Annotated in this window: 18 protein-coding genes; 16 read left to right on the top strand and 2 right to left on the bottom strand. The window is 57.9% G+C overall.

Translation table 11 applies throughout. From position 1 onward, the window contains the following. The first annotated feature begins 192 nt into the window (after positions 1 to 192). The 5 genes from V6766_RS16555 to V6766_RS16535 all read left to right on the top strand — a co-directional run bounded on the left by V6766_RS16555 (position 193) and on the right by V6766_RS16535 (position 6,235). Positions 193 to 1,701, top strand: a complete 1,509-nt coding sequence (locus V6766_RS16555; protein ID WP_448468306.1) for an ABC transporter substrate-binding protein — start codon at positions 193 to 195, stop codon at positions 1,699 to 1,701. 63 nt (positions 1,702 to 1,764) lie between these two features. Beyond that, complete coding sequence (locus tag V6766_RS16550) at positions 1,765 to 2,718, top strand: carbohydrate ABC transporter permease (protein ID WP_448468304.1); 954 nt, start codon at positions 1,765 to 1,767, stop codon at positions 2,716 to 2,718. Then, positions 2,708 to 3,571 (top strand): carbohydrate ABC transporter permease, encoded by an 864-nt coding sequence (locus V6766_RS16545; protein ID WP_448468302.1) that lies wholly within the window; start codon positions 2,708 to 2,710, stop codon positions 3,569 to 3,571. Before V6766_RS16550 ends, V6766_RS16545 begins: the two co-directional genes overlap by 11 nt. Positions 3,572 to 3,599: 28 nt before the next feature. After that, positions 3,600 to 4,685 carry an ABC transporter ATP-binding protein gene (locus V6766_RS16540; protein ID WP_448468300.1) on the top strand — a complete coding sequence of 362 codons (1,086 nt, stop codon included), beginning with the start codon at positions 3,600 to 3,602 and terminating at the stop codon, positions 4,683 to 4,685. 17 nt (positions 4,686 to 4,702) lie between these two features. Further along, positions 4,703 to 6,235, top strand: coding sequence for a sulfatase family protein (locus tag V6766_RS16535; RefSeq protein WP_448468298.1), 1,533 nt, complete (start codon positions 4,703 to 4,705; stop codon positions 6,233 to 6,235). Positions 6,236 to 6,807: 572 nt separating this feature from the next. Here V6766_RS16535 and V6766_RS16530 read toward each other — a convergent pair. Then, positions 6,808 to 7,893, bottom strand: a complete 1,086-nt coding sequence (locus V6766_RS16530) for a LacI family DNA-binding transcriptional regulator (RefSeq protein ID WP_448468296.1) — start codon at positions 7,891 to 7,893, stop codon at positions 6,808 to 6,810. Positions 7,894 to 8,038: 145 nt separating this feature from the next. Between V6766_RS16530 and V6766_RS16525 the strand changes: the two genes are divergently transcribed. The 10 genes from V6766_RS16525 (at position 8,039) to V6766_RS16480 (ending at position 19,489) form a co-directional block, all read left to right on the top strand. Further along, positions 8,039 to 9,253, top strand: coding sequence for a CaiB/BaiF CoA transferase family protein (locus V6766_RS16525; protein WP_448468294.1), 1,215 nt, complete (start codon positions 8,039 to 8,041; stop codon positions 9,251 to 9,253). A 2-nt stretch (positions 9,254 to 9,255) separates the two neighbouring features. Further along, entirely contained in the window at positions 9,256 to 10,074 is an 819-nt protein-coding gene (locus tag V6766_RS16520; RefSeq protein ID WP_448468292.1) for a 3-ketoacyl-ACP reductase, read from the top strand. 31 nt (positions 10,075 to 10,105) lie between these two features. Further along, on the top strand, positions 10,106 to 11,647 hold the full coding sequence (locus V6766_RS16515) for a sugar ABC transporter ATP-binding protein (RefSeq protein ID WP_448468290.1): 1,542 nt from the start codon (positions 10,106 to 10,108) through the stop codon (positions 11,645 to 11,647). A 10-nt stretch (positions 11,648 to 11,657) separates the two neighbouring features. After that, entirely contained in the window at positions 11,658 to 12,470 is an 813-nt protein-coding gene (locus V6766_RS16510) for a Cof-type HAD-IIB family hydrolase (RefSeq protein WP_448468288.1), read from the top strand. Positions 12,471 to 12,490: 20 nt separating this feature from the next. Further along, a complete protein-coding gene (locus tag V6766_RS16505) occupies positions 12,491 to 13,477 on the top strand; it encodes an ABC transporter permease (protein WP_448468286.1) in 987 nt (328 codons plus the stop codon). Between the two features lie 72 nt (positions 13,478 to 13,549). Continuing rightward, entirely contained in the window at positions 13,550 to 14,488 is a 939-nt protein-coding gene (locus V6766_RS16500) for a substrate-binding domain-containing protein (RefSeq protein WP_448468284.1), read from the top strand. Between the two features lie 85 nt (positions 14,489 to 14,573). Continuing rightward, positions 14,574 to 15,536, top strand: coding sequence for a dihydrodipicolinate synthase family protein (locus tag V6766_RS16495; protein WP_448468282.1), 963 nt, complete (start codon positions 14,574 to 14,576; stop codon positions 15,534 to 15,536). A 24-nt stretch (positions 15,537 to 15,560) separates the two neighbouring features. After that, positions 15,561 to 16,355, top strand: coding sequence for an enoyl-CoA hydratase-related protein (locus V6766_RS16490; protein WP_448468280.1), 795 nt, complete (start codon positions 15,561 to 15,563; stop codon positions 16,353 to 16,355). Positions 16,356 to 16,366: 11 nt separating this feature from the next. Then, positions 16,367 to 17,962, top strand: a complete 1,596-nt coding sequence (locus tag V6766_RS16485; RefSeq protein WP_448468278.1) for a GMC family oxidoreductase — start codon at positions 16,367 to 16,369, stop codon at positions 17,960 to 17,962. Positions 17,963 to 17,998: 36 nt separating this feature from the next. Beyond that, positions 17,999 to 19,489 carry an aldehyde dehydrogenase family protein gene (locus V6766_RS16480; RefSeq protein WP_448468276.1) on the top strand — a complete coding sequence of 497 codons (1,491 nt, stop codon included), beginning with the start codon at positions 17,999 to 18,001 and terminating at the stop codon, positions 19,487 to 19,489. A gap of 720 nt (positions 19,490 to 20,209) precedes the next feature. Here the strand turns inward: V6766_RS16480 and V6766_RS16475 are convergent. Next, positions 20,210 to 20,878 (bottom strand): TetR/AcrR family transcriptional regulator, encoded by a 669-nt coding sequence (locus V6766_RS16475; RefSeq protein ID WP_448468274.1) that lies wholly within the window; start codon positions 20,876 to 20,878, stop codon positions 20,210 to 20,212. A gap of 197 nt (positions 20,879 to 21,075) precedes the next feature. On the opposite strand from V6766_RS16475, the gene V6766_RS16470 reads away from it, so the two are divergent. Continuing rightward, on the top strand, positions 21,076 to 23,226 hold the full coding sequence (locus V6766_RS16470) for a TonB-dependent siderophore receptor (RefSeq protein ID WP_448468272.1): 2,151 nt from the start codon (positions 21,076 to 21,078) through the stop codon (positions 23,224 to 23,226). Positions 23,227 to 23,304 lie beyond the last annotated feature (78 nt).

The following is a 23,304-nucleotide window of genomic DNA, read 5'->3' as shown; positions in this document are numbered from 1 at the left end:
ATTGATATCCGTCAGTGCGTAACCGTCATCGAATGGTTTACCGGCGCCGCCTGCAGGAGGAGATTTGCGGTTGGCGTCATACGTTGGCTGCGGACTCGCCTGAGGATGCGCGAATGTTCGTCAATGGTAGATCTATGTTGCCGGGTCTGTCCTGACCGGAAAACCGGTCAGGTTGCGCCAAGGGAGGAGACTATGACGCAAATGACAACGATGAAACGCCGCCAGTTCCTGGCAGGCAGCGCTGCACTCGGCGCACTGGCGCTGACCGGCGCTGGACGGGCTTTCGCGCAGGAATTCGATATTCCGGCCCCCATCGGGCCGATCAATGCCGATGGTCCTTTTCGCTGGCTCGACAGCGGCGATCAGAAGGCGACGTTCTACAAGGCGTTCTTTCCGGAATACGCCAGCGCGCGCGATATCGAAGTGGTCTATGACGGACTGCCCTGGAACGAGATCAACCAGGTCCTGCCGCTCGGCATCCGCAACAATACCGCACAGGACGTCTTCAACCTGCCGCTCAACATGCCGCCGGCCTACGCCGTCAACGAGGGCTGGGTGCAGGCCTACGACGATTTCATCCCGGATATCGAGACCTGGAAGCAGGGATTTCCGCCCGGCGCCTTTCTGGAAGGGCTGAACGTCTTCAACGGCAAGACCTATGGTCTGCCATACACGTCGGCGCGCGTCAGTTCGGCTTTCACGCTCTATAACCGGAAATACCTGAATGATGCCGGCTATGACCCGGAGGCAACGCCGTTTACCTGGGATACATTCCGCGCGGCGGCGGCCAAGGTCACCGAGATGAATGCCGGGCGCGCTTTCGGCTTCATCATCGGCGGCAATCAGGTCAATCGCTGGTGGGATGCCTGCCGGATGCTGGCGCAGACCAACGGGCTGGCCTGCGGCGATACGTCGATCGGCAATGGCGTCGATTTCCGCACCGGCGAGGTGGTCTTCGACGCCGACGAAATCGTCGGCGCCATCGAGCTTCTGTTGGCGCTGAAGGCGGACGGTTCGATTTTCCCCGGCGTGATGAGCATCAATGCGCCACAGGCGCGCGCGATGATGCCGCAGGGCGCTGCCGGCATGATCCTTCAGGGGCCGTGGAACATTCCTCAGTGGGAGCGCGAGAACCCGAATTTCGATTTCGGCATCGCACCGACCCCCGGCAAGGGCGGCTACTCCATCGTCGGCTCTCTGGCCTCGGCGTCGAACACCATGTTCATCTATTCGAAGTCCAAGAACGCTTCCGTTGCCGCTGATATCTTCCATTATCTTGGCACGGAAGAGGGCCAGGTTGCTTGGGGCAATGTCGTTGGCTCCTCCGATCCGCCGATCTTTCCGAAGGCTGTCGAACAATCGACCATGTCGGCGCGATCGAAAAAGGCGCTGCAGATGTTCGAGCAGACCATCCGCATTTCGCCGAACCCGTTCGCGCGCAACCCCGAGCTTGCGGCGGTCGCCAGCATTTATCAGGAGCCGACTCCGAACGCCGCCCAGACCATTCAGGGCCTGTTCACTGGCCAGACAACCGACATCAAGGGTGAACTGACCAGGCTTGTCTCGGCCACCAATACGGCGCTGGATGCTGCCTTCAAGACGGCGAAGGAAAATGGGGCGAACGTCAGCCGTGACGATCTCGTATTCCCCAACTGGGACCCGTCCAAGGACTATGTCGCTTCGGATTACGAGGCGCTTTGAGGCTGGAAGCAGGCGAAAAGGACCCGCCGCCGCCGGCGGGTCCGCAGTCAGGAAAACTATCCCATGTCCGATTTCACCGTGTCATCCAGTCTGACGCGCCGTCTGGGCGCACGGATCTGGAACAGCCGCGTCGACTATCTGTTCCTCGTTCCCGGCATGCTCATCTTCGGCGCCTTCATTCTCTACCCGATTTTTGCGGCGGAATATTTCTCGCTGCTGAACTGGTCCGGCTTCGATGCCAATGCCAAATTCATCGGGCTCGCGAACTATGTCGAACTGCTTCGCGATCCGTTCTTCTGGAACGCCTTCGGGCGCTCGTTCCTGTTCACGCTCAGCACCGTTCCCGCGCAGATGATCATTTCGCTGATCATCGCGATCATCCTGAACAACAAGCTTCTGAAGCTCTCTGCCCTTTTTCGCACGATGATCTTTCTGCCGGTGGTGACGCCGGTCGCCGTCATCGGCATCGTTATGACGATCATGCTGTCACCGTTCAACGGGCCGATCAACATGGCTATCCTGGATATCGGTCTGCTGTCGCGGCCGCTGGATTTTCTCGGTGATCCGGACCTGGTCCTATGGACGCTGGCGGCGATCTATGTCTGGAAATGGGTTGGCGTCACCATGGTCTACTGGCTAGCCGCCTTGCAGACGGTTCCCGCCGAACTCTACGAAGCCTGCAAGCTCGACGGCGTGAAGGGCTGGCAGGTCACGTTATATGTCATCATGCCGATGATCATGCCCTTTGCCATCGTCATCGCGCTGATCTCGGCCATCAGCGCGCTCAACGTGTTTCCGTTGATCATGTCGATGACCCAGGGCGGACCTTATTTCGCCTCGGAAGTGATGGAGGTCTATATCTTCCGCTACGCCTTTGCCACCGCAGGCGCCATACCGCGTCTCGGTTATGCCAGTGCGGCGGGCGTGTTCTTCGGACTGGCGATCATGTCGCTGACCATTCTTCAGGTGCTGGCGGTTCGCCACCTGCGCAACAGGGAGAAGCCAAATGCCGCATGATGCCCCTGTTGCTATCCGGCAGCCGGCGCTGTCGCCGCGCATGCGCCGCGTTCTGGTCTCCGTCGTGCTGGCAGCGGTTTGCGTCGTCTGGATTTATCCGCTGTTGTGGATGGTCTCGGCGTCGCTGAAGGACAACGCAGCGATCTTTGCCAATGAAGGGCTGATTCCCGGACAGCCGACGTTCGAAAATTATGTTCGCGCCTGGAAAGAGGCCAATATCGGCTCCTATTTCTTCAACACCGTGTTCGTGACGGTTGGCTCGGTCATTCTGGTCACCATTGCTTCGTCGATGATGGGCTATGTGCTGGGGCGCCGGCGGTTCGTCGGGCGCGGGCTGATCTTCGCGCTGATCGCGTTCACGATCTTCGTGCCGCAGGGCTATACCATCATCCCGATCTTCGACCTTTTGACCCGCATCGGGCTCGGCCAGTCGCTATGGGGCGTGATGCTGGCCACCTGCGGCGGATCCTTCGTCATCTTCGTCCTCCTGTTTGCCGGCTATTTCAGTCAGATACCGAACGAACTCGAAGAAGCCGCCAAGATGGACGGCGTCAGCTTCATCAAGACATTCTGGTACGTCATGCTGCCGCTTGCCCGCCCGATCGTTGTCACGGTCGTGGTGATGCAGACGCTCTACGCCTGGAACGATTTCCTGCTGCCACTGGTCGTGACGCTCGCCAATCCTGCGATCCGGACGCTCTCGGTCGGCGTCTACGCCTTTCGCGGCGAGAACTTCATAGATTGGGGCGGCATGACCGCCGCTTCCACAATCTCCATCCTTCCGGTGGTGATCCTGTTTTTGTTCCTGCAGCGTTACTTCATCGACGGCCTTGCCGGGGCGGTGAAGGGATGATTGCCGAGCTATTTGGGAGAGACCAGACATGACTGGCGTCAGTCTCAAGAACATCAAGAAATCCTATGGCGGTCTCGAAGTTGTCCACGGCGTCGACATCGAAATCGAAAAAGGTGAATTCATTGTCTTCGTCGGCCCGTCAGGCTGCGGCAAGTCGACGCTTCTCAGGATGATCGCCGGGCTCGAGGAGATCAGCGGTGGCGACCTTGAGATCCACGGTCAGCGCGTCAACGATGTCGATCCGTCAAACCGCGGCGTCGCCATGGTATTTCAGACCTATGCGCTTTATCCGCACATGACGGTCGACCAGAATATGGGCTTCGGACTGCGGATGAACGGTACGCCGAAAGCCGAAGTGGCAAGACGCGTCAGCGAGGCGGCGAAGATCCTGCAGATCGAGGACCTTCTGGACCGCAAGCCGAAACAGCTTTCCGGCGGTCAGCGCCAGCGCGTTGCCATCGGCCGGGCCATCGTGCGTCATCCGCAGGTCTTTCTGTTCGACGAGCCACTGTCGAACCTCGACGCCGAGCTCAGGGTCGCGACCCGTCTCGAACTGGCCAAGCTGCATCAGCAACTGGCCGGCTCCACGATGATCTATGTAACTCACGACCAGGTCGAGGCAATGACGCTGGCGGACAAGATCGTGGTTTTGCGAAAGGGCCGGGTCGAACAGATCGGCGCGCCGATGGAGCTTTACGAGAATCCGGCAAATCTCTTCGTTGCCGGTTTCATCGGATCGCCGAAGATGAACTTTCTCGATCTCGAAGGCGGGGAAAACCTGACATTCCGTTTCAGGGACAAAAGCGCCATCACGCTTGCCGGCGCGGGAGCCGAGCAAACTGCTGTTCTTGGCCTGCGCGCTGACCAAATGACGCTCACGGAGCCGGACAGCGGCCATTTCACCGGCACGGTCAGCGTGGTGGAACGTCTCGGCGACAGCGAGTTCGTTTATGTCGCCACCGAATGGGGCCAGGAACTGGTGGTGCGGGTGCCCGGCGGCACCAACACGCCGATCGGTATCGAAACCGGCATCGCATTGTCGGGACGCACCCATTTCTTCGACAGCGAGGGACGGTCGCTTGCCGGCATCGCGCTCGCCGCGGACCAAAACTGACATAGAGGGGCAGTTCCATGCGACCCAATATCATCTTCATCATGTCTGACGATCATGCCGCCCGTGCGATCTCGGCCTATGGCGGCGGGCTCAACAATACGCCCAATCTCGATCGGCTGGCCGATGAGGGCATGCGGCTCGACCGTTGCTATGTCACCAATTCTATCTGCACGCCGAGCCGCGCCGCGATCCTGACCGGCACCTATAATCACGTGAACCTGGTGACGACGCTCGATACCCATATCGACAACCGGTTGCCGAACGTCGCCAGACACCTGCAACAGTCCGGTTACCAGACGGCGATCTTCGGCAAGTGGCATCTCGGTGAGGGAAAGGCGCACGAGCCGACCGGTTTCGATCAATGGGCGGTGATACCGGGGCAGGGCGTCTATTACGATCCGGTCTTCATCGATCGCGGTGGCCCGAAGGTGCATCCGGGTTACGTCACCGACATCACCACCGATATGAGCATCGATTTCATCAAGGCCCGCGATAGGGAGCGGCCGTTCTTCCTGATGTGCCACCACAAGGCGCCGCACCGGCATTTCGTCTGCGATCACAAGCACGAGGACATGTTTGAGGAAGACCTGCCGCTGCCCGACAGCTTCACCGATGATTACGCCAACCGCGCGGCGGCGGCCAGAGAGGCGAAGATGCGGGTGCGCTCGGACATGACCTATGAGGATCTCGGCCTTGTGCAGCCCGAAGGCGGCTCGGAGGTTGGCGCGTTGCTGTTCGAGCATCCGAATGTGCACATGCGCAAGGTGCCGGAACTGACGGAGGGAGAAAGCCTGACGCTGATCGATGTGAAGACCGGCGAAAACTTCACCTTTACCGATCCGCAAAAACTCGCCGAATTCAAGTATCAGCGCTACATGAAGCGGTATCTGAGAACGGTGCAGTCGATCGACGACAATGTCGGCCGTCTCCTCGATTATCTGGATGAAGAAGGGCTCGCCGAAAACACGATCGTGATCTACACCTCCGATCAGGGCTTTTTCCTGGGTGAGCACGGCTGGTTCGACAAGCGCTTCATGTACGAGGAATCGCTGCAGATGCCGTTTCTGGTGCGCTATCCCGACGAGATCGAACCGGGCGGCATTTCCGGGAAGATCGCCATGAACGTCGATTTCGCGCCGACCTTTCTCGACTACGCCGGCGTACCGGTCCCCTCCTACATGCAGGGAACGAGCATGCGACCGGTGTTCGAAGGCCGGGCAGGCGAGGACTGGCAGGATGTCGCCTATCACCGCTACTGGATGCACAAGGATGTCATTCACAATGCGTTTGCCCATTACGGTATCCGCACCGATCGCTACAAACTGATCTACTGGTACAACGAGCCGCTCGACCAGATCGGGGCGACCGCCGGTGATGAACCGTCCGAATGGGAACTGTTCGACTGCGACGCAGATCCCTTCGAATTGCACAATCGCGCCGGCGACCCGGAATATGCGGAGATTTTCCGGGACATGCTGGAAAAGCTCGATGCCAAGATGATAGAGATCGGCGATATGCCGGAGCACAACGGGGCCGCCTGTCGGAGCTGAAACGGCAAATGGATGCTCCGGAGCGCGAGATCGGTCAGATCAATCGCGGGATCGACGAGGCGAGTGCGTAGGGCGTTCAGGTCGCGTGATTCCAGTTCATCGCGGCGTATGTTGGCGCGATTATCGCAGGTGCCTTCTAGCGACAGTCAGCAGTTTGTCCCTCGGACAAACGCAGATCAATAACCAGTCCGTCGGCATCAACGAGGGCGTGAATCCTCGTTGTCAGGTCCCCCTGGCACACCCCAGGCTTCGATTGGCATCCCTTTTTCTGGTGGCACAATATTGATGCACGCGGACACAGGCCGAATCGATTATCTGGATATCGCCGGCAAAGGCGGACGAAGACCCCTGAGAAGCCGATCCCAGCTGCTTCGCAGTCCTCAGAGTCTATTCAAACGAACTCTTTGGACGTGTCGTCGTTGCAAATGCCGTGCCTCTGTCTCGATTCTCAACATTCTCAACCACGATGCATTTCAACCTGATGACACAAATCGACAAGCAACGTGAATGCTGGGACAGGCTCCCAAAGCGAATCTTATTGTATCGGTGAAGACGTTAGTCATTGTTATGGTTCAGCCTTCAGTGGAGCTTAGCGTTGAATTCCGCGTGAAAGCTCCAGTCAAGCCGTTTTGGGGGGAGGCGGGGCCAGTACTTCCTCTGACTATTAACCGTAGATCAAGTTCACGACTAAGTTCATGAGATGTTTTTATTGATTTAAACAAAGCATATTCCGCAGCAAAGATGCCCATAGCTCGCGCCGGAACTTCTAAAGTGGTCAGTTCTGGGGTGGTGAGTTCGGCAATATCGAGATTGTCAAAGCCCATCACCGAAACATCTTCGGGAATCTTAATGTCGTTTGCGCGGCAATACTTCAGAGCGCCGGCCGCAAGAATGTCGCTGCCACAGAAAACCGCAGTCGGGCGATGCGGCATTTTCATCAACTGGCTCATCGCATGCCGCCCACTTTCAAGCTTGTACTGTGCTTCTACGATGGCAACGTTGGTCGTGTCGTGCCCAAGTCGTCCAAGCTCTGCGAGGAATCCTTCGATGCGCTCTTTTGCCCGGTCGTTGCCCTTGGTGACACCCGCGATCATCGCGACATTTACGTGTCCAAGGTCATGCAAAAAACGAGCACCAACAGCACCGCCTTTTTTGTTGTCAAAACCAATTGCTGCACCTTCGTCTTTTGCATTGATTGTGTAGGTATAGACATAACCGACGCCCGCCCGGTCGAGCAGCGCTGTCAACTTTGGACTGTGATGCGCCCCAACCAGCACTATCGACTCGACCCCCCTTTCGATAAGGAGACGTGCTTGCCTCAATTCCTTCTCGGCGTCGTAGTCCGATGTGTTAATGATCAGTGATACCCCAGCTTCGGACAGGCGGGCCTCTAGTCCGTTCACCATGACCGCATAGATTGCATGGTCGAGCGTTGGAATAATGGCGCCTACAAGTCTGGTCTTGGAAGAGCGTAAAGCTCGTGCCGAGCCGTTCGGGACATATCCAAGATGCGCCACCGCCTTTAGCACGCGTTCGCGCTCGTTCTTACCAACCTTTGGGTTATCATTAAGAACGCGCGAAACGGTTGATATCGAGCACTCTGCCAGACGCGCGACGTCAACGAGCTTAGGGGCGGCTTGATTCTGTTTTTCCCGCACGTTTCAGGTCTCCTAGCTTGGTGACTGAGAAAACGATTACTAGAATTTATCGGCGAAAACCAGCGTTTTCGTGAGCTTCTAAAATTCCTATTGACAGAAAATAGAAGGTCTGAGAAAACGTTTTCTTGAAAACGGAGGAGACCCAATGCTGCTTAAAGACATCAAAGTCGTGAGCTTTTGCCACTTCTTGCAGGGGCCTGCTGCGGCTCAATACCTTGCGGACATGGGCGCCGATGTCATCAAGGTCGAGCCGATCGGCGGCGCGCATGAGCGCCATTGGTCAGGCGCCGATGTCTACATCGAAGGCGTCAGTGGCTTTTATCTGTGCGCCAACCGCAACAAGCGTTCGATCGCGATCGACCTGAAGTCGCAAGAGGGCAAAGACATAGCCCGGCGGCTCATCGCGGACGCCGACGTTGTAATGGAAAACTTTCGTCCGGGTGTGTTTGCGCGTCTCGGGTTTGACGACTCCGCTCTCAAGGAAATCAACCCGAAACTGATTTTCGCCTCTGCAAGCGGTTTTGGGTCCAGCGGTCCGATGGCGCAAATGCCGGGTCAAGATATTCTCATGCAAGCCCGCTCTGGCTTGATCAGCGCAACGGGCAACCCACAATCGGGCCCCACGCCGGTCGGTGCGGCAATTGTCGACCAACATGGTGGTGCGCTGCTGGCCATGGGCATTCTTGGCGCAATCATCCGCAGGATGCGGGATGGCGTTGGAACACGGGTCGAGGCCAGCCTTATTAACTCGGGCCTGGATTTGCAGGGCGAAGCCCTTGTGAATTACTTTGCCGGCGAGAAGAGTCGAGAGGTGCTGAACCGCGAAAAGAACCTTGCAACGTGGTTCCACGCGGCTCCCTATGGCATCTACCCCGTCAAAGATGGACACATTATCATCTCGCTGTGCGATGACGCCACGCTGGCGGAGGCCGTAGACAGCGACGAGCTGCGCGGTTTGATCGGATGCGATCGCTATGCGCGGCGTGACGATTATGCGCGCGCGCTTGGCGCGGCAACCGAGCGTTTCGACAAGGCTGAGATTGCCAAGCGTCTCGATGCCAAGGGCATCTGGTGGTCGCCCGTCAATTATTACGATGATTTGCCGAATGACCCACAGCTCCAACATTGCAACGTATTTCGCGAGGTCGATGTACGTGGCAAGCCTGTTCGCCTACTGAACCATCCCAACCGGTACGACGGGCAGGTGCCTGAGGTTCATACGATTGCGCTCGAAATTGGCGAGCACACGCGCCCCATTTTGAGCGAGCTCGGCTACACTCAAGAGGAGGTAGAGCGGCTCATTGACGCGTGCGCGGTGGTTTGTCCTGGCGATTTTGCTTCCAGTCATGAAGGTGCATAGTGATGTTGCACGAAGCCTCCACCGAAACAGACGTGATGAGCAAGCCAAAGGCTATCTGCGGAACCGCCGTTGTAACCGGCGGCCGCAGAGGCATCGGACGAGCGATCAGCCTGGCTTTGGCCGAACGCGGTTTTGACGTAGCGATTATCGATATCATCGAAGATCGCGATGCAGAAATCGCGATAGACGCCATCGCTAAACAGGGAAAAGCTGCCAGTTTTCATAAATGCGACATTTCTCAAGTCGGTGCACATGACAGGCTTCTTGACGACATCGAACGCACCCATGGTCCCCTGGGCTGTCTGGTAAACAATGCCGGCATTCAGGTGGCAGTGCGCGGAGATCTTCTGCAGGTGACAGAAGATTCATTTGATCGCTTGGTTTCCATAAACCTCAAGGGGACCTTCTTTTTATCCATTGCTGTCGCGCGTCGGATGTTGGCCTCTAAAGAGCCCATTCAAGAGCGGTCAATTATTACCATCACATCCGCTAACGCGGAACTCGTTTCACCCGAAAAAGGGCCGTACTGCATCTCGAAGGCGGGGTTGTCGATGGCAAACCAGCAGCTTGCGGTGCGCATGGCAGGCGAAGGGGTCCGCGTGCATGAAATCCGTCCCGGACTGATTGCGACCGATATGACCAAAGATGTGCGCGAGGCCTATGCCGAGGCCGTTTCAAGCGGCCGTGTCTGCCCCATGGCACGTTGGGGCGAACCAGAAGACATTGCGCGCGGTGTTGCAACCCTGGCTTGCGGCGACATTCCATTCAGTACTGGTGATATCTACAACATCGGCGGAGGAATGCAGATTCCGCGGCTTTAAGCCTGGGACCCTGCAAAGCGGAGGATACGAAATGTCAAACTCTACTCAGTTGCGGCAACGCCAGCCGATGGCATCCGAAGCCCCTGCCGAGGCAATCTTGCGCATGGCGGATATCGAGAAGTCCTTTCCCGGGGTCAAGGCACTTCAGAATGTGACATTCACAGTCAGACGCGGCGAAGTCCATGCTCTGGTAGGGGAAAACGGCGCTGGAAAATCAACCTTGATGAAGATCCTCTCCGGTGCTTATCGCGCTGACGGTGGATCCATTTGGTTCGACGGTGTACAGACTGAGCACTCATCGCCCGCCGAGATGATCGAACGCGGAATTGCCGTGATCTATCAAGAATTTTCCCAAGCCTCCCATCTGACGGTTGCAGAGAACATCTATATGAACCGGCTTCCGCGCACCAGGTTTAGCACGGTCGACTGGTCGCGCCTGAAGAAGGATGCAACGGCCTGCATGAAGCGCCTCGGCTTCGAAATCGAGCCGAATACACCGGTCGCCAAGCTTAGCGTCGCCCAGCGGCAAATGGTCGAAATTGCGCGCGCAATCTCTCAGAATGCAAAGCTGATCGTACTTGACGAACCCTCAGCTGTTCTGGGGGACGCCGAACTTGAAAAGCTCTTTGTGACGATCCGTTCGCTTCAGGCGGAAGGCGTTTCTTTCATCTATATCTCGCATCGGCTGAAGGAAGTCTTTGATATTTGCCAAAGCGTGACCGTTCTTCGCGATGGACAGGTCATGAAATCTGATGCGATCGAAAACTGGACGACCTCCTTGCTGATCCAATCCATGGTTGGCCGTCCGCTGACCGAGTTCTTTCCGACCCGTGAACCGAAATTCGGGGACGAGGTCCTCAAGGTGACGGGGTTGCGCCGTGGCAAGTTCCTCAAGGATCTGTCTTTCTCATTGCGGGCGGGCGAAATCCTCGGGGTTTGCGGTCTGGCCGGAGCCGGACGGTCCGAGCTACTGCGTGCCATAGTCGGGGCAGATGCTTTGGATGCCGGACGCATTGAAATTCACGGTATTGAGAAAACGATTTCTTCGCCCCGCCAAGCCATTTCGCTTGGAATCGGGTTCGCGCCTGAGGATCGTAAAACAGAAGGTCTGTTTCTTGGCCAATCCGTCGGCTTCAATATTACGATCTCGAAGCTGGACAAATTTTGCCAAAGCAAGGTTTTGAGACTCGGGAAAGAGAAAAGCGAAATCGATAGCTACGTAAAGCGTCTGCGCGTCAAGACGCCGGATGTCTCAACGCGGATTGGTACTCTCTCGGGAGGAAACCAGCAAAAATGCGTTATCGCAAAACAACTTAACGCCGAATGCGACATCCTGCTGATTGATGAACCCACCCGCGGGGTTGACGTCGGCGCCAAGCGGGAAATCTACGAACTTCTCGTCGAGTTTACCCAAACACGCGGCATGGGCATCTTGATGGTGTCGTCCGAATTGCCCGAAATCCTCGGGCTGTGTGACCGGATACTTGTGATGCGCGAGGGCGAGATTACGGCCGAGCTCGCGTGCGATGACGCAAGCGAAGAGGTCATCATGCAGCACGCAACCTATCACTGAGGGCTGATCCGTGTCGCAGTTCAAGATGATAGTCATCGATATCGACCGGACGACCCTGACGGACGGTCACCGACTTTTGCCTGAGGTGATCGACGCAATCGGCAAAGCCCGGTCAGCGGAGATAGACGTCATTCCGGCCACGGCCAGATCTCCAGAGGCACTGAGACCGATCATGGCGCGCCTGAACCTGACCACTACCGCCGTGTGTTTCAATGGAGCGTGGATCGGGTCTATCGGGCGGAACACCTCCGAGGTACAGCGCGGGTTTCCGCTGGCAGATGATTTGGTCGCTACGCTTGTCACTGAGGCGGATCGGGCGGGTTTGAACCCTTGCTGGTTTACGCCCGAGCAGTGGTACGCAGGTGCAGACGGACCCCTGGTAAAACGCGAAATCCATGCGACGGGCACATCGCCGGTGTTTCGCGGTGGTATCGCGCCGGACCTTGGACCGATCTACAAAGTGCTGTGCCTTGAAGACCCTGAAACCGGCAGTTTTATCGATGGGGTGCGCACAAGTTTTGTCGCCCAGGCGGATTTTGTTCGCTCTGACACCCACTTGGTCGAGGTCGTCAGTAGAGGCGTTTCCAAGCGCTCAGCGATCGCGTGCCTTGCAGAGGAACGCGGAATATCGCGCGCTTGTGTCGCCGCAATTGGGGATTCGGAGAACGACCTTGAACTCATCAAATGGGCCGGCGTGGGCATAGCGATGGGAAATGCTACCCCGGCAGTAAAAGACGCCGCGGACTGGATCACACAAACCAATGCGAACGCCGGCGTGGCGATCGCGATCGAAAGGCTGCTCACAGTTGCACCAGCGCTTTGAGCCACCCGAGGGAGGAAGAAATGACAAACATCACTGTACAAACGGGTCGCGACAAGAAGTCGGCATTCCTCGGCTTGATCCCAAAGGGTGCCGGACTTCTGTGGGTGCTTGTCGCGCTTTGCATCGTCGCCGCACTGCTTTCACCTGCCTTCTTGAATGCGGCGAATGTCACGAATGTGCTGCGCCAGGTAGCACTGTTCGGCATCGTAAGTGTGGGCATGACTTTCGTGATTCTGACCAAAGGCATTGATCTGTCGGTCGGGTCGATCCTCGGGGTCTGCGCCGTTGTTACGGCACTGCTTCTAACCGGCGGTATGTCCGTTGGTTTGACGATTTTCACGGTTCTTCTTTTGGGTGCAGGACTGGGAGCGGTTAACGGTCTGGGCATCACGCTTGGCGGCGTGCCCCCGTTCATCATGACGCTTGGCATGATGGTGATGGGACGCGGACTTGCGCTGACATCGGCAAATGGCCAGCCCATCGGACTTGGGGATCGGACCGCCGATTTCATGTGGCTGGGGCGCGGCTATGCGCTGGGTATCCCGGTGCCGGCGTGGATTTTTTTGATCGTAGCGCTGATCTCGATCTTTGTTCTTCGCTATACGGCCTACGGGCGTCAGGTCTATGCCGTCGGATCGAACGAAGAGGCTGCCCATCTTTCGGGCATACACGTCAAATTCGTCACCTTCAGCGTATACGTCATCAGTGGGTTGCTGGCCGGTCTGACGGCGCTGATCTTTGTCTCGCGACTGACCGTGGGTGAGCCCACCGCAGGCACCGGGATTGAGCTGGAAGCAATCGCGATTACGGTTATCGGCGGTACCAGCCTCTTCGGCGGCGAAGGTGGCATCTTCGGGACGATTATCGGTGCGGCAATCCTCGCGGTGCTCGCCAATATCATGAACCTTGTCGGCGTATCGCCCTTCACTCAACAGATCGTCAAAGGTGCGATCATTGTCGGCGCTGTTCTATACGAAATGCAGCGTAGACGCAAAGGATCATCGTGATCAATCAGGTCGGATGAAATCGCAGTGTTCTGCGAACAGCCAAGAAAACGTTTGCTTAAAATGGAGGAGATCATGCAAACACGTCGTACTTTTGGCAAATTCCTGCTCGGCGCCGCGGCTCTGACCCTAGGGCTGGGGTCGGTTGCCATGGCTGAGGACAAAATTGTCATCGGGTTCAGCCAAGGCACCATGAACCATCCCTGGCGCGTCGCCATGGTCGAGGGCAACCAACGCTTTGCCGAAGAGAACTATCCCAACGTCGAGTTGGTCGTCACAGATGGTCAAAACGACTCTGCCAAGCAGGTTTCCGATGTCGAAACCCTCCTGGCGCGCGGTGTTGACGTTCTGATGATCAGCCCGCTGACATCCGACGCTCTTACGCCAGCGGTGATGGATGCCATGGAGGCTGGTGTAAAGGTCGTCACGATTGATCGCAAAGTGAATGTCCCTGTGACCGTTCACGTGGGAGCGTTGAACAAGCCAATCGGTGTTCAAGCCGGTCAGTTTCTTGTCGACGCGCTTGGCGGGACTGGCAACGTGATCGAAATCCAGGGCACCGCGGGCGCATCGGCAACTGTGGATCGCCATGATGGTTTCGAAGAGGCGCTTGCCGGTTCCGGTCTGACGGTCATTGCCAGCCAGCATGCCGACTATCTTCGTGAGAACGCCCTGAAATTCATGGAGGACCAGCTTCAGCGTTTCGGTCCTGGTGAAATTCAGGCTGTCTACGCACACAATGATGAAATGGCACTTGGCGCAATCCAAGCACTGGAGGCAGCCGGTCGCCTTGACGAAGTTGAGGTTGTGGGCATCGACGGCCAGGAAACCGCGTTTGAGGCGATCAAGGCCGGCAAGCTCGCTGCGACTTTCACCTATCCCTACGTCGCACCCGAAGGCATCCAGATCGCCTACCAGGTTGCGACCGGCGAGACCGTTGACGCCGAAGTCATCCTGCCTGGCAAGCAAGTCGACGCAGCCAACATCGACGAGATGCTCGGCACCGGCTTTTAAATCGTGCAGCCACGATGCCGGTCCTTGTTGATCGGCATCGCACCCATTCCACTCCTTCCAAACAATCTCACGCAAGGAGACTGATATGAGTTCCCGCAAGCCCTATATTCCGCACGGTGTCATTCCGGCGTGCCTTCTTCCTTTTGATGCCGATTTCAACATTGACGAGCCTGCGTACCGGGCACACCTGCAGGACATTCTCTCTGTCGACGGCGTCACCGCAATCGCGATCAATGGCCATGCGGCAGAGGTTCACGCGCTGACTATCGACGAGCAGTACCGCGCGATGGCAGTCACCAAGGAAGAGCTGCAAGACAGGGTTGGGATGGCAGTGGGCATTCACACCGACTCCAGTTTGGAAGCCGGACGCATCGCCGCCCGCGCGCAGGCTGAGGGGGCGGATGCACTGCTCGTCTTTCCTCCGAATTTCATGAGCCTTGGCGGCGATATGCGGCCCGAAATGATCCACTCTCACATTGGCCATATTACCCAAGCTTCGGATCTGCCGATCATCCTCTTCCAGTTTCCGCAACAGTCAAACTTGGCCTATTCGCTCTCGACGCTGTTGTCCTTGTGCGAGACCTATCCGACGATCCGAGCGGTTAAAGATCAGATCGGTGACGGCAATCGACATGAGCAACAAATCCGCGAGCTTAAAGCCCTCGACGCTCCGGTCAAAACCTTAACCACGCACAGCGCATGGCTGCTCGGGTCTCTAGCGCTTGGTTGCGAGGGTATTCTATCCGGCGCTGGCAGCGTCATTGCGGATCTGCAAGTGGCTTTGTTCCGCGCGATGCAGTCCAATGACCTCGAAAAGGCAGGGGCCATCAATGACCGAATATATCCGACTGTGCGTGCATTCTATGACGCGCCGTTGCTCGACATGCACAATCGCATGAAAGAGGCTCTTGTTCACTTGGGCAAGCTAAAGGCTGCGCATGTGCGTCCTCCTCTGATTAAACCGACCGCCGATGAGATCGCTAAGATTGGCCATATGCTTGATCTCGCCGGAATTACCGGCGAAACCGTCTATCGCAACGCAGTCTGAGCAAGCTATTTCAGGAGGGGACCCATGTCCAAAGCCGCACAAGATCAGGCGGGGATTCTGCTGGTAGAAACGCCAGCCGAGGGGATTCTCCTCCTGACGCTGAATAGGCCTGATAAGTTGAATGCGCTGTCAAAGCGACTTTTGGGAGAACTGGCGGCGGCACTGGGCGAGGCCGCTACCAATCCGGCTGTTGGCTGCGTTGTCCTTACCGGCGCAGGCCGTGCATTCAGTGCGGGAGCAGATGCCTCGGATATGCTGGAACGAGGTGTTGCATCCTATGCCGACCCAGAGCGGCTGGCCCGTTGGGCTGCGATTCAGCATTTCCCCAAACCCATGATTGCCGCCGTAAACGGTTATGCCTTGGGTGGTGGGCTCGAACTGGCACTGATGTGCGATATCATTCTGGCCTCCGAAGCGGCGAAATTCGCGGCCCCTGAAATCAAACTGGGGTCTTTTCCGGGCGACGGCGGGACCCAGAGGTTGCCCCGCGCGGTGGGCAAGTCCTTTGCGATGCAAATGATCCTGACCGGCGACATGATCGATAGCGTGCTGGCTGAGCGCAAAGGCTTGGTGAGCGAGGTGTTGGAACCCGACGCACTGATCCCGCGTGCCAGCGCTATCGCCTCACGGATTGCGCAAATGTCTACGGCAATCACGCCCTATGCCAAACGCGCGGTGCAGGGTGCATTCGAGCTTCCTCTCGCAGAAGGCCTCTCTTTTGAACACAGGCTCACGGTTGAAGCTTTCGAGACGGAAGACCGCATGGAAGGGCTGCGCGCCTTTGCAGAAAAGCGCACCCCGATATTTCGCGGCAAATAGGGGACCCCGCCATGAATGAGGACGCTTGGGACTATATTATCATCGGCGCCGGCTCGGCAGGCTGCGTTTTGGCAAATCGGCTGACAGAGAACCCCTCAGTTCGGGTGCTGTTGCTCGAGGCAGGCAGCCGCGACTGGAACCCGTTCATTCACATTCCCGGCGGTCTGGGCAAGCTATTCGGGCCGGGCGTAAACTGGCGGTTCCACACAAAGCCGCAAAAACACCTCGATGATCGCGAGGTTTGGTATCCGCAAGGCAAGACACTGGGCGGATCAAGCTCGATCAACGCGATGATCTATATCCGGTGTCAAAAAGAGGACTACGACAACTGGGCCGCGCTCGGGAATGAGGGCTGGGCCTATGACGACATCCTGCCGTATTTCAAGAAATCCGAAGACAACCCGCGCCTTGGCGAGCCATTCCACGGCAAAGGCGGGCCGCTGTGGGTTTCGGATCAGATCGCCCCGCACGCGATCAGTCGCGCCTTTGTTGCCGCGAACCGCGAATTCGGCTTGCCGGATAATGACGATTTCAACGGCGAAACGATGTACGGGACTGGCTTTTATCAAGTCAATTGCCGGGATGGTTTGCGGCGCTCTACCTCGGTTTCGTTCTTGCGCCCAATTCGGCACCGCAAGAACCTGACGGTTCTGACCGGCCAGCGTGCGACCCGTATCCTGACGCAGCGCGGCACGGCGACGGGCGTCGAGGTCGCGGACGGAACCACGCGCAAGGTATACACAGCAGCAAACGAGATCATCCTGTCGAGCGGGGCAATCAATTCGCCGCGGCTCTTGATGCTGTCGGGAATTGGCGACGCCAAGAGCCTGGGCGTGCTTGGTATCGAGCCTGTTCACGACCTGCCAGGCGTGGGGCAGAACCTTCACGACCATCTGAACGCGAACGTGCACGTCCAGATGCAGGCCCGCACAAGCTATGATGGGCACGACCGTCTTCCGTGGGCGGCGATCCACGGGACGCGCTGGCTCTTGACGCGAAAGGGCCCCGCCGCTTCGGTGATCGTCGAGGGTGCAAGTTTCCACAAAGGCCAAGGTGCCGAGCGGCCCGATCTGCAAATCCACGTCGCGCCAGCGACCGTTGTCCGTGGTGGTCAGACCCAGATTGATGGTCACGGCTTCACCGTGAACAGCACATTCCTGCGCCCGCAGTCACGCGGCGAGGTTACGTTGCGCAGCGCCAACCCCTTTGACGAACCCCTGATTGATCCAAACTATCTTGGGCATGAGGTGGACAAGGCGAAGGCGATTGAATCGATCCGCACCATTCGCCAAATCCTCGCGCAGCCCGCGATACGCGACTTGATCGCCCACGAAAGGTTGCCCGGTGGCGCTGCACAGAGCGACGAAGAGATCATGCGCTATATTCGCCAATATGCCTGCTGTGATTACCACCCTGTCGGCACCTGCAAAATGGGCAATGACGCAGGCGCGGTGGTCGACGCAAAACTGCGCGTGCATGGCATCGACAAACTGCGGGTCATCGACTCGTCAATCATGCCGGTGCTGACAAGCGGCAATACCAACGCACCCACAATCATGATCGGGGAAAAAGGGGCCGACCTCGTCAAACAGGCCGGCGCCTTCTGAACCACTCACACGAACCATCTTCCAGAGAGGCGAGAGATGCAAGCTTATTCGAAAGTCCCCGCGTCACCCCGCGAGTTTGGCTATTACATTGATGGCGCTTGGTTTGAAAAGGCGGATCGCAACTGGATAGAGCGGTCCAGCCCTGCGCATGGGTCAATTGTGACACGGATTGTTCAGTGCACACTGGAGGATCTTAATGTAGGCGTTTCCGCAGCCCGTACGGCGTTCAAATCTGGTGTTTGGTCCGAAATTTCGGGTGCGGAACGCGCAAGAGTTCTTCTCAGCGCTGCGGCGGGTATTCGCGATCGGCTTGAGGAAATCGCCTATTGGGAGACGTTGGAAACCGGCAAGCCGATTTCACAAAGCCGGTCTGAAATCGGTGGTGCGGCAGACCACTACGAATATGCCGCCGGCGTTGCGCGGACGCTCAAGGGCGATGCCTTTAACAACCTCGGTCCCGACATGCTGGGCCTTGTCACGCGGCAGCCTATCGGTGTGATCGGGCTGATCACACCCTGGAATTTTCCGTTCATTATTCTTGCAGAGCGCATCCCCTATATGCTGGCCGCAGGCTGCACGATCGTCGCAAAACCGTCCGAGTTTACCTCGGCCTCGACGTTGATCATGGCAGAAATCCTGACTGCCTCGGGTCTGCCAGACGGCGTTTTTAACGTTGTGACGGGGTATGGTTCGGATATCGGGCAAGCGATGATCGAACATAAGGACATCGACGTTTTGTCCTTCACCGGCTCGATTGGAGTTGGCCGCAAGGTGCTCTTGGCATCGGCCAGCAACCTCAAAAAGCTGAGCCTTGAACTTGGCGGCAAGAACCCACAGATTGTGTTTGCCGATGCCGATTTGGACGACGCGGCCGACGGCGTCGTCTTTGGGCTGTTGTTCAACGCGGGTCAGTGCTGCGTCAGTGGCAGTCGCCTGATCGTGGAACGCTCCGTTGCCAAGCGGCTTGAGGCGTTGCTTCTTGAAAAGTTCGCACGTGTACGCCTTGGCGATCCGCTCGATCCCGCAACCCAGGTCGGCGCCATGGTCACGCCGGAGCACATGGCAAAGGTGCTGGAATATATCCGCCAAGGTGTCGAAGGCGGCGCTGTTCTGGCGTGCGGAGGAGAGGCCTATAGCGCGCCGAACAGGCAATTTGTGACACCGACGCTTCTGACTGGCGTCGACAACACGATGACCGTGGCCCGTGATGAAATCTTCGGCCCCGTCTTGACCCTGACCACCTTTGATACGCTGGACGAAGCGATCGAAATTGCAAACGACAACGACTTTGGTCTGGCTGCAAGCATCTGGACAAAGGATCTGGACAAAGCAGTGCGAACGATGCGGCGGGTCGAAGCGGGGCGGACTTGGGTGAATACAACCATCGCTGGTGGGCCTGAATTGCCAATCGGCGGTTTCAAGCAATCTGGAACCGGCAGAGAAACCGGCGTCTACGGCGTTGAAGAATACACCGAACTGAAGTCGATCCATATCGCTTTGGGCAAACGCGAGCATTGGGTCACCTAATGCGCGCTGAAACTGACACCCCCTTTGACTTTCTCCGCAACCTCTTTGAAAAGGCGGTTGAAGCCGCCGATCCAATGCTAGAGCTGGCCGCCGCGACCTGAACGACGAGTTGTCGTCGTGGAAGCGGGAAAGGCGAGCGCCCGAATGGCTGGAGCGGTGGAAGTAGAATGGGGGCTTGTGAGGGGCTGGTCATCACGAGATATGGTTATCGCCGAGACTGTCTGCAGATTCGTTCGGGTTTTGCCTAGAGAGCCTCAACACTGACCTTCACGGTGGTCTCAAGCTGGTCGGCGATCTGCATCCAGCGTTCTGCGAACGGACCATATGCTGTCTTGATGTCGACGCCGACCGGCAGTTCCGGGCATTCGTTTTCGCCGTTCGAACCCCAGTTGACCCAACCGGACTGTTTGCACTGAACGATCTGAAAAGCGCCGGCGGGTTTCGAGGTTCACCAGACCATTGCGCGACCGCTTTCTCGGTGGAATTCGACGGTCCTTGCTTGCAGGTCCCGGAAAGATGGTTTCGTAGGCGAGGGCGGAGACATCCGCCAGGTCATCCGTGATAATCCATTCGCGGTCGTTGAGATCGGCCTTGATATGCGCAGACCCGCAGCCGCGCGCCTGGCTGGATCGCTATTTCACCAGCGCGATAAAAGCGGAAATCGCTCTGGCCCGGGCAGAGGAAAAGGCCTGAACCCTTTCGCCGGTTCGGGCAATACGCTCAGACCCGCCGGGCTGCACCGTCGAGAAACAAATCCCAGGCGCGACAGAAATAGTCGTCCTGCGCTGCTTTCTCTTCAAAATCGGTTTCGCCTAAAAGCTTTGACATCAGCGGCCTTATCGAGGTGGCATAGAGAAGCTGGGTTGCCAGGAATGGGGCATCGCCAGAGGCGAGCGTGCCGTCGTTCCGGGCCTCTTCCACAAGGCCGGTCAGGCGTTGCATGATCGGGTCGTCAGTATCCGGCCTGCGTTTGCGAAGGGCGGAAGGCTCGCTGAGCACGACGCGGTTAAGGGCGACCAACTGCGGTCGCAGATTGGCGCCGAGGATGGCGCGCGCATAGTCCCGTAGGCGCTCAAGCGCCGTGCCGTCCTGGCGCAGGGCGGCTTCGAGATCAGCCAGAACCTCTGCCTGAAGCCCGGCCATCAGAGCGCTGAACAGGGCGGTCTTCGACGGATAGCGGCGGTAGATCGTGTCCTTGCCCGCGCCGCAGGCGCTGGCGATCTGCTCCATCGACGTTGCCGAAAAGCCCTGGGTGGCGAACAGGTTCGCGGCCGTTTCGAGAATATGCCGTTCAAGCTGCGCCGCTTCCGCCTTGGATGGGCGTCCGCCGCGGGAGCGGGGGGCGCGCTTTGCCGTCGCGGCGTCGGTGCGGTCTGTTTCTTTGCTCATCGCCTTCTTTCACGCTGAAACGGATCATGTCTGATCCGTTCGGTTCTACCGGTTCGCGGAAACCAAACGCAACCGTTCTGTTGCGATGATGCAACGACAATAAATATGAGTAAAAGTCATAATTATAACTGGACGCAATCGTCCCGTTTTGTTAGGCGGATTTAGAGAAGGATTTTCGGACAGAGAGAGATTACCCGATGAAAAAGGCCCCGAGGCTTGCCCTGCTTTCCGCCACCACGAGCTTTCTTGCGCTGACAGGACCCGTTATGGCCCAGGAGGACACGACTACCCTGGAGCCGGTGACGGTTGAAACCCAAGCGGATCTGCAGGCGGAATCCGGTAACTCAGTCTTTGTCCGGGACACATCGGCGGCGATGAAGACCGAGACGCCGGTGATCGAGACGCCGCAATCGGTGACCACGGTGACGCGCAAGCAGATGGACGAACAGAGCCCGCAGACGGTCAGCCAGGCGCTGCGCTACACCGCCGGCGTTCTTTCCGACCGGGATGCCAATACCCGCTACAACTCGATCTTCATGCGCGGTTTCGGCGCGTTCGGGACGGCAACGAGCTATGTCAGCTATCTGGACGGGCTGAAGCTGCCGCGCGGTCAGGCCTTTGCCCAGGTCGCCATCGATCCCTACCTGCTTGACCGCATCGACGTCCTCAAGGGTCCATCCGGCGTGCTTTACGGCCAGATGAGCCCCGGCGGGCTTGTCGATCAGGTGAGCCGCGTGCCCTCTGCCGAGCCCTATAATGAGGTCTTCCTGCAGAGCGGTTCTTTCGGCCGGGTCCAGGGCGGCATCACCTCACGTGGTTCACTGACGGAAGATGACAGCCTGCTCTACAGCTTCACCGGCGTCGGGCGGTCCTCCGGCACGCGCTATAATGATGTCGATGAAGAGGTTTACGGCTTCGCGCCATCTCTGACCTGGCAACCGGACGAGGATACGTCGCTGACGATTTCCGGCTATTACCAGAACACGCCTGAGGGCGGCTACTTCAACTCGATCTATCCGACCTTTCTGGCGCCGGAGGAATACCAGCCCTATCTCGGGCGCGACGTGAATATCGGTGATCCGAACTATGATTATTTCAATCGCGAGCAATATGGCATCGGCTACGATTTCGAGCACTATTTCAACGACAGCGTGAAGTTCGAGTCCGCGCTGCGCTACTCCGATGTCGATATCGATTTCCGTTCGCTGCAGATGGCGGCGCCTCTGGATGCCAATGGGGATATCCCCCGTCAGGCGCTGCGTTCGATCGAGCAGGTCGGCGGCGTCTCGACCGACAACCGGCTGACATTCGAGTTTGATACCGGCGCCGTCGAACACACAATGCTCTTTGGCTTCGATTACCAGCACTCGGATAGCGATTGGCAGTATCAATATGGCGCAGCACCCGCGTTGAACGTGGTCAACCCCGTTTACGGCCAGCCGATTGCCCCGCTGATGACGATCATCGACAGCAAGCAGACGCTTCAGCAGACGGGCATCTATCTGCAGGACCAGATGAGCCTTGGTGGTCTGCACGCCGTTCTCGGCATTCGCCAGGACTGGACCGAGCAGGAGGCCACCAATCGTCTGGCCGGTACCACCTCCAGCCAGACTGACGAGGCCACGACCTACAAGGCCGGCCTTCTCTATGCCTTCGACAATGGCATCTCGCCCTATGTCAGCTATTCGACATCGTTCGAACCGGTGATCGGCGTCGATGCCGCCGGTCAGCCCTTTGTGCCGAGCGAAGCGGAGCAGTACGAGATCGGCATCAAGTATGAGCCGGTCGGATGGGACGCGCTGTTCACCATTTCCGCGTTCGACATCACCCAGCAGAACGCGCTTGTACCGGATGCCCTGGGCTTCAGCCGGCAGGCGGGCGAGATCCGTTCGCGCGGGCTCGAAATCGAGGCGCGCGGCAACCTGACGGAGGAATTCGAGTTGATCGCGGCGCTGACACTTCTCGATACCGAATATGAAAAGACGTTCATTGCTGCAAATGAAGGCAACCGGCCGCAGGCCGTGCCGGACTATTACGGCTCCGTCTGGGCGAACTACACCTTCATGTCCGGTGCGCTGGAAGGCTTTTCCGCCGGCGCAGGCCTGCGCTTCGTCGGCCCAAGCTATGCCGATGATGCCAATACGGTGAAGGTCGATGGCTATACGCTGGTGGACGCGGCGCTGCGTTATGATTTCGGCGCCCGCAACGAGAAACTGAAGGGGCTTGAGGCGACCTTCAACATCACCAACCTCTTTGACGAAGACTATTATGCGAGCTGCAGCACCGGCTTTTATTGCCAGTATGGCGATGGTCGTCAGTTTCTGGCCGGTCTGAACTACAAATGGTGAGAAATATGATGCTTGATCGACGCTCATTTTGTGGCGGCCTGCTGTTGAGTGGCCTGACGTCTCTTCGGCCCGCAACGG

The sequence above is a fragment of the Martelella sp. AMO21009 genome, from assembly GCF_053484295.1.
This window is presented reverse-complemented; position numbering and strand designations above follow the sequence as displayed.

Bases quoted from the DNA above. Each gene is read 5' to 3' on its own strand.
- V6766_RS16535 (WP_448468298.1), top strand. From the start codon at position 4,703: ATGCGACCCAATATCATCTTCATCATGTCTGACGATCATGCCGCCCGT.
- V6766_RS16515 (WP_448468290.1), top strand. From the start codon at position 10,106: ATGTCAAACTCTACTCAGTTGCGGCAACGCCAGCCGATGGCATCCGAA.
- V6766_RS16495 (WP_448468282.1), top strand. From the start codon at position 14,574: ATGAGTTCCCGCAAGCCCTATATTCCGCACGGTGTCATTCCGGCGTGC.
- V6766_RS16540 (WP_448468300.1), top strand. From the start codon at position 3,600: ATGACTGGCGTCAGTCTCAAGAACATCAAGAAATCCTATGGCGGTCTC.
- V6766_RS16475 (WP_448468274.1), bottom strand. From the start codon at position 20,878: ATGAGCAAAGAAACAGACCGCACCGACGCCGCGACGGCAAAGCGCGCC.
- V6766_RS16490 (WP_448468280.1), top strand. From the start codon at position 15,561: ATGTCCAAAGCCGCACAAGATCAGGCGGGGATTCTGCTGGTAGAAACG.
- V6766_RS16555 (WP_448468306.1), top strand. From the start codon at position 193: ATGACGCAAATGACAACGATGAAACGCCGCCAGTTCCTGGCAGGCAGC.
- V6766_RS16470 (WP_448468272.1), top strand. From the start codon at position 21,076: ATGAAAAAGGCCCCGAGGCTTGCCCTGCTTTCCGCCACCACGAGCTTT.
- V6766_RS16550 (WP_448468304.1), top strand. From the start codon at position 1,765: ATGTCCGATTTCACCGTGTCATCCAGTCTGACGCGCCGTCTGGGCGCA.
- V6766_RS16500 (WP_448468284.1), top strand. From the start codon at position 13,550: ATGCAAACACGTCGTACTTTTGGCAAATTCCTGCTCGGCGCCGCGGCT.
- V6766_RS16480 (WP_448468276.1), top strand. From the start codon at position 17,999: ATGCAAGCTTATTCGAAAGTCCCCGCGTCACCCCGCGAGTTTGGCTAT.
- V6766_RS16520 (WP_448468292.1), top strand. From the start codon at position 9,256: ATGTTGCACGAAGCCTCCACCGAAACAGACGTGATGAGCAAGCCAAAG.
- V6766_RS16485 (WP_448468278.1), top strand. From the start codon at position 16,367: ATGAATGAGGACGCTTGGGACTATATTATCATCGGCGCCGGCTCGGCA.
- V6766_RS16525 (WP_448468294.1), top strand. From the start codon at position 8,039: ATGCTGCTTAAAGACATCAAAGTCGTGAGCTTTTGCCACTTCTTGCAG.
- V6766_RS16545 (WP_448468302.1), top strand. From the start codon at position 2,708: ATGCCGCATGATGCCCCTGTTGCTATCCGGCAGCCGGCGCTGTCGCCG.
- V6766_RS16505 (WP_448468286.1), top strand. From the start codon at position 12,491: ATGACAAACATCACTGTACAAACGGGTCGCGACAAGAAGTCGGCATTC.